This window comes from Reichenbachiella faecimaris (assembly GCF_900176375.1).
In the GTDB taxonomy this organism is placed as follows: domain Bacteria; phylum Bacteroidota; class Bacteroidia; order Cytophagales; family Cyclobacteriaceae; genus Reichenbachiella; species Reichenbachiella faecimaris.
The window spans coordinates 672,216-685,742 of sequence record NZ_FWYF01000002.1 but is presented as its reverse complement, the minus strand read 5'-3'; the positions used below and the strand labels follow the sequence as shown (position 1 = coordinate 685,742).

Here is a 13,527-nt window from a genome sequence, read left to right as displayed (position 1 = left end):
TAATAATGCCCTCCCTAGTAGCGGCGCAAAATTCTAATCAAGTACAGCTTGCCAACGAATATTATATCAATGGTGAAGTAGACAAAGCGCTTGATATTTACGACAAATTTTCTGGTAATCCACAATACATCCAGCAAATCCATAATAACTATTTGGATATTTTACTTTCCAAAGGTGATTTCAAATCTGCCGAAAAACATATCAAAAAGGCAAGAAAGTACCACCCATCCAATGTCTACTACCAAATAGATGAAGGCCTTCTATTTCAGCAAATGGGCGAAACGGAAAAAGCCGATAAAGCTTTTAATGAAACCATTGAAAATGCGAAAGAAAACAAATATTTGATAGGTACCACTGCACAGTACTTTGTTAGCAAACAATTGACACCCTATGCACTCAAGTCTTATCTACAAGCCAGAAAAAGTCATAAGGACAAAAACAGTTATGCATTAGAATTGGCTAATATCTATCGAATGATGGATATGAAATCCGAAATGATAGAAGAGTATTTGGTATTTGCTACAGTACGACCTAGCAACTTGAGATATGTAAAAAACATTCTACAGAATATTCTACAGAAAGAGGAAGACATTTCAAATTTCAAAAATATACTCATTGACAAAGTACAGAGAAACCCAAATGAAAAAATTTATCCTGAATTACTGATCTGGGTCAACCTCCAACAAAATGATTTTTATGGAGCCTTCGTACAAGCAAAGGCTGTGGATAAAAAATTTAAGACCTACGGGAATAGAGTGATGGATATAGGAAACATTGCACTAGAAAATAATGCCTATGACAATGCCATTGAAATTTACACGTATGTGACCGAAACTTACCCAAATTCAGGAAACTATATTTCTGCACGTCGTCAGATCATTAGGGCAAGGGAAGAAAAGGTAAAAAATGATTTTCCTGTTGCAAAGCAGGCCATTCGAGAATTGACTTATGACTACAAACAATTGATTTTGGATATAGGTGTAAATGCACAAACTATTGAGGCATTTAGAAGCAAAGCACTCCTTCATGCTTTTTATCTGGACGAATTGGATTCGGCTGTTAATATTCTGAATGAAATAATTCAAGCACCAAGAATAAATCCTTCATTAAAGGCCAAAAGCAAATTGGATCTTGGCGACATTTATTTGTTGATAGACGATCCCTGGGAAGCTACTTTACTTTATTCACAGGTCGAAAAAGATAACAAAGACAGTCCAATAGGATATGATGCAAAGTTGAAAAATGCTCAACTCAATTATTTTCAAGGCAATTTCGAATTGGCCAAAAGCCATTTAGATATATTGAAATTAGCCACTACTCGGGAAATAGCAAATGATGCACTTTCACTCAGCTTGTTGATCCAGGATAACACAGCACTGGATTCTTCTGATTTTGTAATGAAAGAATTCGCATCCATCGAACTTATGCTTTTCCAAAATAAGAAAGACAGCGCTTTACTGGCTTTTTCGCAAATGCTAAAAAAATACCCCGGACATTCTTTGACAGACGAAATCTATTGGAAGATGGCAAGGATCAATTTGGAATTAGGTGATTTTGAAAACGCACTATTAGAATTGCAAGCCATACTTTCTGGATACCCGTCTGATATTTTGGGAGATGATGCCATGTATCTGTCAGCACAGATTTATCAAGAGCATTTGCACGACTCTGTCAAAGCCATGGAAATTTATAAAGCATTTCTGATTACCTATCCTGGCAGTGTATATGTAGCTGAAGCCAGAAAAAGATTTCGATCACTGAGAGGGGACGACATCAACTAAGTCGCCACGTTCATTCAGCTTCTTTTCACGAGTAAGAGAGAATTACAAAATATAGTATGCATGCATAACATATTTTGTATATCTTTGGTTTCCACCGAAAGATACTTACATAATTTGAGAAGCGTATGCGCAAAGAAGAAACGGTAGATTATCACATCAAAGTAGTTTGGCACGCCATATCCAGAATGTACAATCAAGGAGGAGCCATGAAAGGTATCACAGCTTCATCAGGATTTGTACTTCTAAATATTGATCAGGATGAAGGAACGCCTGCAACTAAAATTGCCCCTTTGCTGGGAATGGAATCCAGAAGTTTAACCCGTATGTTGAAGACAATGGAAGAAACTGGTTTGATCTATCGAGAACGTGATACGGAAGACAAAAGATCTGTTCGCATATATCTTACGGAAGCTGGAAAAAAGCAAAGAGACTTTTCAAGGAAGGCAGTTATCTTTTTTAATGATAAAGTACGAGAGGCAGTATCGCCAAAAAAGCTAGAAGCCTTTTTTGACGTGATGACAACCATTGACAATGTAATAGAAGAAAATAAAAATCTTGACCAAAAAATACAGTTAATCGAAAATGAATAGAGCTATAAAAAAAGTGGCGATTCTTGGATCTGGTATCATGGGATCTAGAATCGCTTGTCATTTTGCAAACATAGGAGTGGAAGTCCTACTCCTTGATATTGTACCAAAGGAACTTGACGATACAGAAAAGGCAAAGGGTCTGACGTTAGAGGACAAAGCTGTTCGAAACAGAATAGTTAATTCTGCATTTCAAAACACTTTGAAGTCCAAGCCAGCTTCCCTTTATGATTCAAAAAAGGCAAGCCTTGTCACACTAGGAAATTTTGAAGACGACATGTCAAAAATTTCCGAGTACGATTGGATTATGGAAGTGGTAGTCGAAAGATTAGACATCAAAAAAATTGTTTTCGAACAAGTCGAAAAATACCGAAAGCCAGGAACACTGATTACATCAAATACCTCAGGTATCCCAATCCATTTTATGGCAGAGGGTAGAAGTGAAGACTTCAAAAAACATTTCTGTGGAACACACTTCTTCAATCCGCCAAGATATTTGAGATTATTGGAAATTATACCAACCAAAGAAACGGATCAAGAAGTTATTGACTTCTTGATGAATTATGGAGACTTATTTCTCGGAAAAGAAACAGTACTCTGTAAAGACACCCCAGCATTCATTGCCAATCGAATCGGAATCTATGCGATCATGTCTGGCATGCACGCGGTCGAAAAAATTGGCCTCACAGTTGGTGAAGTGGACAAGTTGACTGGGCCAATTATTGGCCGTGCCAAGTCGGCAACATTTCGTACCATGGATGTGGTTGGGTTAGACACCACAGTCAATGTTGCCAATGGTCTTTATCAAGGACTGCCAAATGATGAATCCAGAGAAGCATTTAAGCTTCCTAAGATTGTACAAGAACTGTATGACAGAAAATGGTGGGGAGATAAAACCAAGCAAGGCTATTTTAAGAAGACAGTAGATGAAAATGGCAAAAAGGAAATTCTTGAACTAAACCTTAAGACTTTCGAATATGGCTCAAGAACTAAGGGCCACTTTGATGCGATAGGTCAGGTAAAAGACATTGAAAATGTAAAAGAAAGAATTCCCATTCTGGTAAACTCAGATGGCAAAGCGGGTGAGTTTTACAGAACTACTTTCTACGATATGTTCAAATACTGTTCCATGAGGATCCCAGAAATCGCTGACGAGCTCTATAGGATAGACCATGCAGTGGCGGCAGGCTTTGCCTGGGAGATTGGCCCATTTGCTACTTGGGATGTCTTAGGTGTGAAACAAACAGCTGAAAAAATGGAGGCCGCAGGTATGAAGCCAGCCGATTGGGTAGGTGAAATGATTGCTGCAGGTCACGAAAGCTTTTACAAATTCGAAAATGGGAAAAAACTTTATTATGACATTCCGTCCAAATCATACAAAGTAATTCCAGGAACAGAAGGCTTGGTCATTCTTGATGCTTTCAAAGAAAACAACATTGTATATCAAAATCCAGGCTGTACGCTGTATGATGTTGGAGATGGTATTCTCAATTTGGAATTCCATTCAAAAATGAATGCATTAGGTGCTGAAATAATAGAAGGTATCAATGCCTCTATTTCAAAGGCAGAAGAAAGTTACAGAGGTTTAGTCATTGGAAACGAAGGACAAAATTTCTCAGCAGGGGCTAACTTGGCTATGCTGTTTATGTATGCTGGAGATCAGGATTTCGACGAGATCAACATGATGATTGGACATTTCCAAAACACCATGATGAGAGCAAGGTATTCCTCTATTCCAGTAGTAGTGGCTACTTCAGGTATGGCTCTTGGAGGGGGTTGTGAATTGTCTTTACACTCTGACCATATTCAAGCTCATACAGAAACCTACATGGGATTGGTAGAAGTAGGTGTGGGTCTGATCCCTGGTGGCGGCGGTACCAAAGAAATGACTTTGAGAACTTCGGATGCATATAGAGCTGGAGATCCAGAACTCAATGTGCTGCAAGAAAATTTCATGACGATTGCTACGGCCAAGGTGGCGACATCTGCCTATGAAGCCAGAGACTTGGGATTCATCAGAAAATCAGATGATTTCACATTGAACAGAGCGCGACTTTTGGCTGATGCCAAAAACAAGGCAATCGAACTGGCCGAAGCGGGCTATACTCAACCAGCACAGCGAACAGACATAAAAGTTCAAGGAAAATCTGGACTGGCAATGTTTGAAGCGGGTGTTGCAGGCATGCGATTTGGAAATTACATTTCCGATCATGACATGAAAATTGCACAGAAAATCTCTTGGGTAATGAACGGTGGAGATCTCTCTGCACCTACATTGGTTTCAGAACAGTACTTGCTGGATTTGGAACGTGAAGCATTCTTGAGTTTGACTGGTGAACCTAAAACTTTGGAGAGAATCCATAGCATTCTGTTTAAAGGAAAACCTTTGAGGAACTAAAGTTCCGACATTAGTATTTAGTAAATAGACTTTAGACGATGCACAATTTTAGAGAACTCAAGATTTGGCAAAGAGGAATTGAAACAGTTATTGATACTTATAAGTTGTTAGAACAATTACCAGATTCCGAGAAATATGGTCTAACAAGCCAAATGAAAAGGTGTGCTATATCAATTCCCTCAAATATTGCTGAGGGCTCTGGTCGAAATTCAGATAAAGATTTCGCACATTTTTTGGATATTTCTATTGGTTCTGCAAATGAGCTAGAAACACAATTGATAATTGCAGAGAAGTCAAAGTTTATTACGGACACAGAATCTGAAAAACTCATTGCTGAAATAAATGAGCTTCAGAAATGACCAGAAAATTAATATCAACAGTTAGAGAAGTCTAAGTACTAAATTCTAACTACTAAAATCTAAATTAATATGGAAGCATATATAGTAAACGGATATAGAACAGCAATTGGCAAATCAAAAAAGGGAGGCTTTAGATTTACTCGTCCAGATGATTTGGCCGCTGACGTAATCAAGCACTTGGTGGCGGATGTTCCAGCGCTTGACCCCAAAAGAATTGACGACTTGATCGTGGGTAATGCCATTCCCGAAGCAGAGCAAGGCATGCAAATGGGTAGAATGATTTCTCTTCTTTCTTTGCCGATTGAAGTACCTGGAGTTACAGTGAACAGATACTGTGGTTCTGGATTGGAAACGATTGCCATAGCTGCAGCAAGAATCAAAGCTGGAATGGCGAATTGTATTATCGCAGGGGGAACTGAAAGCATGTCTTTGGTTCCAATGTTAGGATACAAAACTGCATTGAATTGGAAAATTGCCGAAAAGACGCCAGAATATTATCTAGGTATGGGACTGACGGCAGAAGAGATTGCTGTGGATTACAAAGTTTCTCGAGAAGAGGCTGATGAGTTTTCTGTTAAATCACATGACAAGGCCTTGGCAGCCTTGGCAGCTGGAAAATTCAAGGACGAGATCGTTCCAATCACAGTTAAGGAAACTTATGTAAACGAAGAAGGCAAAAAAGCTGAACGTGAATATATAGTGGATACTGACGAAGGGCCGAGAGCAGGAACTTCAATGGAAGGCCTGGCTCGATTGAAGCCTGCCTTTAAAATGGGTGGTGTAGTGACTGCGGGCAACTCTTCACAAACTTCAGATGGAGCTGCTTTTGTGATGGTCATGTCAGAAGCCATGGTCAAAGAATTGAAACTGGAGCCAGTAGCCAGAATGGTGACATATACAGCTGCTGGAGTAGATCCAAGAATTATGGGCATTGGGCCGGTAGCTGCTATTCCGAAAGCATTGAAGCAAGCTGGATTGAAATTGAATGACATTGATCAATTCGAATTGAACGAGGCATTTGCGACACAGTCTTTGGCTGTGATCAAAGAAGCAGGTTTGGATCCAGAAAAAATAAATCCTAATGGAGGTGCCATTGCCTTGGGCCACCCACTAGGATGCTCAGGAGCAAAATTGTCTGTGCAGCTGATCAATGAAATGAGAAGAAGAAAACAAAAATACGGAATGGTAACTGCCTGCGTAGGTGGTGGCCAGGGCGTAGCTGGAATCTACGAATTCCTGAAGTAATTAGACTTTTTTATGAGAAAACGCTGATTGCGTAAAAGGTCTCAAGAAATTGAGGCCTTTTTATTTGCCCATTTCTGCAATGAATAAAATATTATTTTATAATTTAATTATTTACAGTATACTATTCTGATCCAATAAAATACTAAATGTAATATTTCCAACTTCTTTGGTTTCTGGTTATTTTTATAATCCAAGTGGACTTTTTTATTAGACTACTTAGCATACTAATCCAACAAATGACTAGCAGATGATCACGGGCGATCATCTGCTTTTTTCTTTTATGGCGCTTGTTTTGTTGACTGGCTGAAATATCTTGTATCAGATTTAGAAACACAGAATAATTCTTATATGCTACAAGTCGGAGATACTTACGAAACGGATTTTATCATTACACAAAACCAAGTCAATGCCTTTGCAGAATTATCTGGTGATAAAAACCCTCTTCATATCAATGCCGATTTTGCCGCTACTACCAATTTCAAATCGCCCATAGTGCATGGCATATTTACCTCAGCCATTATTTCTAAAATATTAGGGATGGAGTTTCCAGGCCCAGGTACTTTTTATCTGAGTCAGAAGCTAGATTTCAAAAGGGCAATTTACCCAGACAAAAGATACACGGTCAAATTAGAAATAAAGGAAATCCGAGAAGGTAAGCACATTGCCATAATAAGTACGCAATATTTTGAGACTGAAACAGGAAGAAATAGAATTGTGCTGGATGGTGAAGCAGAGGTGAAGAATCTGGAACAAATTCCGTAACGGATTAGCTTGACCAATAATTGTCAGTATTTTATTTCATACTAAAAAAGTATCCTTTCTTCTCTTTCGGTCGTAAGAATTTTGTCCGTATTCAATATCGAACGTACTCATTCATTACCAAACCAACAAGATGATCAGACGACAACTCAACGCATACATCCAATCTTACCAAGGACTTTCTCGAGAAATATGGCTGCTTGCCTTAATCACATTGATCAATAGAGCGGGCACCATGGTGGTGCCTTTTTTGTCTCTGTACCTCACGGCAAGTTTGGGCTATTCTCTTTCAGAAGTGGGATGGGTCATGACGGCATTTGGCACAGGCTCGATATTAGGTGCCTGGCTTGGAGGTAAACTCACAGATCACTTTGGTTATTACAAAATCATGTTGTTTAGTCTAATTGGTTCTGGAGTAGTATTTATAATTGTGCAATATCTAAACGAATTTTGGTTTCTTGTAGGTGGGATATTTATCCTGATGCTAATCGCAGATATGTTTAGGCCAGCCATGTATGTGTCGATAAGAGCTTACAGCAAACCAGAAAACAACACGCGTTCCGTCACATTGATTCGCTTGGCCATCAATCTAGGTTTCTCATTTGGTCCAGCCATGGGAGGAATAATTATTGCGACTATGACTTATGGCTCCTTGTTCTGGATAGACGGAATTACATGTTTAGTTGCTTCTATATTATTATATCTTTTGCTTAATGAAAAAGATGGTAAGCCAGTGAATGAGCAAATGGCAACTGGTCAAAAACGGCAGTCGGCTTACTCAGATTTACCTTATCTGGTTTTTCTGGCCATTGTTTTTCTTACTGCGATTGTCTTTCTGCAAATGTTTGCTACTGTGCCTATTTATTATAAAACCATACATCACCTTTCAGAAGGGCAAATTGGATTACTCTTAGGCATGAATGGCATGTTAATATTTTTATTTGAAATGCCTTTGATCAATTGGTTGGAGAAGAGCAGAATTTCCAAAGCTTCTGTTTTATTGATAGGCACTTTAGTCCTTGGTATGGGGTTTTGGGTATTCAACCTTTCTGAATGGGCGGGTATATTGATTGTCAGTATGTTTTTTATTACCCTTGGCGAAATGCTTATTTTCCCTTTTGCCAATTCATTTGCTATGGAAAGATCTGAAAAAGGAAAAGCCGGAGAATATATGGCCCTGTTTCCGATTGCCTTTTCTGCGGCACATATTATTGGTCCCAATATTGGCATGCAACTTATTGAAACTCATGGTTACAACTTTACCTGGAGTATGATCCTTGTGGCAACAGCTGTAGGCCTGGGACTTTGTTTATATTTGAAATACAGGCTAAACGCCGAAGCCCATGGAAATACAAATAAAAAAATTTCATCAGCTGTCTCCTGATCAGCTTTATCAAATACTCAAGTTAAGAGTTGACGTATTTGTTGTAGAGCAAAACTGCCCTTATCCGGAGTTGGATAATTCCGATCAATCGGCAGAACATTTTTTTGTGGAAAAGGACGGGGTGCCTAAAGCCTATTTGAGATTGAACGTATCCAATGAGAACAAAGCAAAAATAAGCCGCGTGGTGACGGCGTCAGATTTTAGAGGAAAAAGCGCAAGTAGAAAATTGATAGAAAAGGCATTGGAAATTTCCAAAAATCAAGAAGAAATAAAATCTGTGGTTCTTCAAGCACAGGATTATTTAACAGACTTTTATGCGTCTTTTGGTTTTGAAAAAACGTCTGACGTTTATCTGGAAGATGGCATTCCTCATGTAGATATGGGAAAACAAATGAATAGAGAATAATATAATACTTTTCATTATTCGTTAGACAATTAATACTATGGCCTACAACCAAGAACTAGCAACCAGACTTCGCCAGCACCTGGAGCCTTATGGCGCTAAGATTACAGAGAAGAGAATGTTTGGGGGGCTTTGTTATTTATACCAAGGCAAAATGTGCGTGGGGATTGTCAAGGAGGATTTATGTGTGCGCATTATTTCTCCAAAGGATCAAGAAGAACTGAAAAAAGAATACGTTCGCCCAATGGACTTTACAGGAAAGGCGCTTAAAGAGTTTGTCTATGTTTCGGCTGATGGTTTTCAGTCTGAAACGGATCTGGCACATTGGGTCAACTTGGGGATTGAGCATGCTGAAAGTAAGCTCTAACTTTTCCAAAGCTGTACTTCATTTGCCTACCAAATCAAGACCAACTTTGGAAAAGCTATGAGTGAGAAGCCTATAGCACATTTTTATAATAATACTTCTCACTGATTTCTGACCAACCACTGATCTGTTTCCTAAATTTAGTATAGTGCTCATATATTTTCTTACTTTGAGCATCAGACTCTACTAATTCTAAAACTACCTCTTCAGCAATTTCCTTTAGCGGATTTAGTACTTCCTTCGAAAACGGACGAATATCAACATTTTCATCTTTCATCTTCTGAAGATAGACCGAGTTCTTTTGTTCAAACTCCAGAAGCATCCATTGGTTCAATCTATAAATACCTGATCGAACTATTTCTTGCAAATCTCTGGGTAATTCATTGAACTTGTCCTTGTTCATAATCATCTCAAGAACAGTTCCTGGCTCGTGCCAACCTGGATAATAGTAGTGTTTGGCCACTCTATGAAAGCCCATCAAATAGTCGTGATAGGGACCAATCCATTCTGTAGCATCAATTACGCCTCGCTCAAGATTTGTAAAAAGTTCTCCACCAGCAACTAGCACGGCTGTGCCTCCAGCTTTGTTGATAATCTTACTACCGAGTCCAGGCATTCGCATTTTCAAACCCTGATAATCTTCAATTGTATTGATTTCTTTGTTGTACCAGCCTCCAGCTTGAACCCCTGTATTTCCGCCTGGCAAAGGAATCAAATTGAATGGCTCGTAAATTTCATCCCAGAGTTTATTGGCTTCACCATTGATGATCCACGCATTCATCTGTTGGGCGTTCATACCAAATGGAACAGAAGAGAAAAATTGTGCTGAAGGTATTTTACCTGCCCAATAATACCCTGAGCCACTCGCCATTTCTACAGCACCATGACTTACCGCATCAAAACACTCTAAAGAGGGAATAAGCTCACCACCACCATAAACATCAATTTTCAAACGGCCTCCGCTCATTTCTTCTATCCATTTCGCAAGCAGCTTGCAGCCCTCTCCCAGCACGGGAAAATTCGGAGGCCAGGTGGTCACCATTTTCCAATGGTAGGTATTGTTGAAGTTGATATTTACATCTTTGGTTTTGAGTTCTTTTTTATCGCATGCCGCCAATAAACCAGCTGCACTTGCAGCAGCCACTAACCCTCCTGTTTTAATGAATTTTCTACGTCCGTTATTCGACATATTGCTTTAATTAAATCTGTATTTCGAAAATAGAGTATTAATCGCATAAGACCTAGATCAATCAGACACCTTGGCAACGCAAGACTGTAATTCAGGACATAATGTCCTGATAATGAGTAATTAACAAATTTTCACGGACAGATCGTCAGAAAATTTATCGGCAGAGCTAAATGGAATGCGATTTGATCGACTTCTCGTCAAATAAGGAAGAATTATGAATTTCAATATATATACAGTTAAATCTCAAGAGGTCATCAACAAAGCCGGAGAGCTGGTTTTGGCTAATGGCCAACAGGCCATAGAGCCTGCGCACCTATTTCAGAGTATTCTGGAATCTGACGAAAATGTTATTGGTTTTGTTTCCAAGAAATTGGGAATTAATAAAGATCAGCTGACACAGAAAATTGTCAATCAAGTTGCGAGTTATGCAAAAGTATCTGGACAACAGCCCCACTTATCTAATGATTCAGCTGCTGCATTGACTAAGGCAGAATCCATTGCTAAAAAGCAGGGAGATGAATTTGTAGCTATCGAACATTTGATATTAGGCATTTTGGCCGGAAAGGATAAAACCGCAAGTATTTTAAAAGAAGTCGGTTTCAATCAGAAAGATCTCGAATCCGCAATTAATGAACTAAGAGGAGGAAGTAAAGTGAATAGTCAAAACGCAGAGTCTAATTATCAATCTTTGGAGCGATACGCTATAAACTTAAATCAGTTGGCCAAGGATGGGAGGATCGATCCAGTGATTGGTCGTGACGAAGAAATCCGCAGAGTTCTGCAAATTTTGTCTCGAAGAACAAAAAACAACCCTATGCTCATTGGTGAACCAGGTGTTGGTAAGACGGCCATCATAGAAGGCATGGCTCAAAGAATCATAGATGGAGATGTACCAGAAAACCTAAAGAGCAAAGTCCTTTATTCTTTGGATATGGGTATGCTTGTAGCTGGTGCCAAATACAAAGGAGAATTTGAAGAACGCCTCAAAGCCGTCATCAAAGAAGTCACAGACTCTGCTGGAGAAATCATTCTATTTATTGATGAAATCCATACCTTGATTGGTGCTGGAGGAGGAGAGGGCGCCATGGATGCGGCCAACTTATTGAAGCCAGCATTGGCCAGAGGAGAATTACATGCGATAGGCGCAACGACCCTAAAAGAGTACCAAAAATACATTGAGAAGGATAAGGCACTAGAGCGTAGATTCCAGACGGTCTTGGTAGACGAACCCAACGAGGCGGATGCTATTTCCATCCTTCGAGGAATCAAGGAAAAATACGAAGTACACCATGGGGTGCGGATCAAAGATGACGCAGTCATATCAGCAGTAGAACTATCCAGCAGATATATTTCAGATCGTCAATTGCCAGATAAGGCGATTGATTTGATGGATGAAGCAGCTTCGAAGCTAAGGATTGAAATCGACTCTTTGCCTGAAGAATTGGACGAACTTCAACGTAGAATAATGCAATTGGAGATCGAAAGAGCGGCCATTCGACGTGAGAAAAATAAAGACCGTGAAAAAATACTTTCTAAAGAAATCTCAGAGTTGTCTGAAAGAAGGGATGAGCTGAAAGCCAAATGGGAAAACGAAAAAGCGGTAATCACAGGTATTCAAACAGAGAAGGAGAATATAGATAAATTCAAAGCTGAAGCAGATCGAGCCGAACGCGAAGGTGATTTCGGAAAAGTGGCTGAGTTCAGATACGGTAAAATCCAAGAAGCTGAAAAGAAACTGGAAGAGTTCAAAGTCCAGTTGGCTGAGATGCAGGGGGAGTCTTCTTTATTGAAAGAAGAAGTGGATGCCGAAGATATTGCAGAAGTAGTAGCTAAGTGGACGGGTATTCCTGTACAGAAAATGCTTCAAAGTGATCGTGAAAAATTGCTGCACCTAGAAGATGAATTGGGCAAACGAGTAGCTGGACAATCTGAAGCGATTGAGAGTATTTCTGATGCTGTGCGTAGAAGTAGAGCTGGTTTGCAAGATCCAAACCGACCCATTGGTTCCTTTATATTCTTGGGAACAACAGGCGTGGGTAAAACAGAATTGGCAAAAGCATTAGCAGATTATCTATTCAATGATGAGAACGCCATGGTGAGAATTGACATGTCAGAATATCAAGAACGCCATGCTGTGAGTAGACTCATTGGGGCACCTCCAGGATATGTGGGATATGATGAAGGAGGTCAGCTGACTGAAGCAGTAAGAAGAAAACCATATTCTGTGGTGCTCTTGGATGAAATAGAAAAAGCACACCCAGATGCTTTCAACGTATTGTTGCAGGTATTGGATGATGGACGCCTGACAGACAACAAAGGTCGCGTAGCGAATTTTAAAAATACGATTATTATCATGACGACCAATATTGGCTCGCATCTGATACAGGAAAATTTCGAGAAGCTCTCAGCTGAAAATGAAGGAGAAATAATTGAAAAGACCAAACGAGAAGTTTTTGAATTGATGAAGCAGTCGGTACGACCTGAATTCTTGAACCGTGTGGATGAAACCATCATGTTCCGTCCATTGACAAAAGAGAACATTCGTAAGATTGTAGGCATTCAGTTCAAATTGATTCAGAAGCGATTGGCTGAAAATGGCATGAAGTTGGAAGGATCTAATCAGGTTCTGGATCGCTTAGGCGAATTGGGATTTGATCCTCAGTTTGGTGCCAGACCATTGAAGCGTGTGATGCAGAGGTTGATCCTGAACGATCTGTCCAAGCAGATTTTGGCAGGTAAGATCAGCAATGATGCAGTGATTGGCATGACTCTGAACGACCAAAATGACATTGAATTTATCAACCTGGATGAAGTGAAGATAGACGAGTAATAAATTCTAGCATTCATATAAAGCTTGCATTTGAAAACGTGCAGGCTTTTTTGTGCAATCAAATTTCTAGGTGAAATACCCATTTTAACATTCTTTAATACTTTTTGGCACAGAGATTGTCTGTATATACATGAGTTTAGATTGATTAACAATCGTAGAGACTGTCGGTCTCTACGGTACTCAATCGCACGATTGAGTTTAGTTGATTGGTTATGTTTTGAGTTTTGT

General features: G+C 39.4%; 11 protein-coding genes. 10 read left to right on the top strand and 1 reads right to left on the bottom strand.

What is annotated here, in order from left to right; all coding sequences use genetic code 11:
- Positions 1-5 precede the first annotated feature (5 nt).
- The 9 genes from B9A58_RS10760 to B9A58_RS10720 all read left to right on the top strand — a co-directional run bounded on the left by B9A58_RS10760 (position 6) and on the right by B9A58_RS10720 (position 9,283).
- Entirely contained in the window at positions 6-1,781 is a 1,776-nt protein-coding gene (locus B9A58_RS10760) for a tetratricopeptide repeat protein (protein ID WP_245827061.1), read from the top strand.
- A gap of 125 nt (positions 1,782-1,906) precedes the next feature.
- A complete protein-coding gene (locus tag B9A58_RS10755; RefSeq protein ID WP_084372848.1) occupies positions 1,907-2,371 on the top strand; it encodes a MarR family winged helix-turn-helix transcriptional regulator in 465 nt (154 codons plus the stop codon).
- Entirely contained in the window at positions 2,364-4,766 is a 2,403-nt protein-coding gene (locus B9A58_RS10750; RefSeq protein WP_084372847.1) for a 3-hydroxyacyl-CoA dehydrogenase/enoyl-CoA hydratase family protein, read from the top strand. Before B9A58_RS10755 ends, B9A58_RS10750 begins: the two co-directional genes overlap by 8 nt.
- Positions 4,767-4,804: 38 nt before the next feature.
- A complete protein-coding gene (locus B9A58_RS10745; protein ID WP_084372846.1) occupies positions 4,805-5,125 on the top strand; it encodes a four helix bundle protein in 321 nt (106 codons plus the stop codon).
- Positions 5,126-5,194: 69 nt separating this feature from the next.
- Positions 5,195-6,370 (top strand): acetyl-CoA C-acyltransferase, encoded by a 1,176-nt coding sequence (locus tag B9A58_RS10740; RefSeq protein ID WP_084372845.1) that lies wholly within the window; start codon positions 5,195-5,197, stop codon positions 6,368-6,370.
- A 348-nt stretch (positions 6,371-6,718) separates the two neighbouring features.
- Entirely contained in the window at positions 6,719-7,132 is a 414-nt protein-coding gene (locus tag B9A58_RS10735) for a MaoC family dehydratase (RefSeq protein WP_084372844.1), read from the top strand.
- Between the two features lie 130 nt (positions 7,133-7,262).
- The gene (locus tag B9A58_RS10730; RefSeq protein ID WP_139793837.1) at positions 7,263-8,513 is read left to right on the top strand and encodes an MFS transporter; all 1,251 of its coding nucleotides are present in this window, start codon (positions 7,263-7,265) and stop codon (positions 8,511-8,513) included.
- Entirely contained in the window at positions 8,473-8,919 is a 447-nt protein-coding gene (locus tag B9A58_RS10725; protein WP_084372843.1) for a GNAT family N-acetyltransferase, read from the top strand. The genes B9A58_RS10730 and B9A58_RS10725 overlap by 41 nt, the downstream gene beginning before the upstream one ends.
- Before the next feature lie 37 nt (positions 8,920-8,956).
- Positions 8,957-9,283 carry a TfoX/Sxy family protein gene (locus B9A58_RS10720; protein ID WP_084372842.1) on the top strand — a complete coding sequence of 109 codons (327 nt, stop codon included), beginning with the start codon at positions 8,957-8,959 and terminating at the stop codon, positions 9,281-9,283.
- A gap of 70 nt (positions 9,284-9,353) precedes the next feature.
- On the opposite strand, the gene B9A58_RS10715 is transcribed toward B9A58_RS10720, so the two are convergent.
- Positions 9,354-10,469 (bottom strand): TRAP transporter substrate-binding protein, encoded by a 1,116-nt coding sequence (locus B9A58_RS10715; RefSeq protein WP_084372841.1) that lies wholly within the window; start codon positions 10,467-10,469, stop codon positions 9,354-9,356.
- 214 nt (positions 10,470-10,683) lie between these two features.
- On the opposite strand from B9A58_RS10715, the gene clpB reads away from it, so the two are divergent.
- Positions 10,684-13,299 carry an ATP-dependent chaperone ClpB gene (gene clpB, locus B9A58_RS10710; protein WP_084372840.1) on the top strand — a complete coding sequence of 872 codons (2,616 nt, stop codon included), beginning with the start codon at positions 10,684-10,686 and terminating at the stop codon, positions 13,297-13,299.
- The last annotated feature ends 228 nt before the right edge of the window (positions 13,300-13,527 follow it).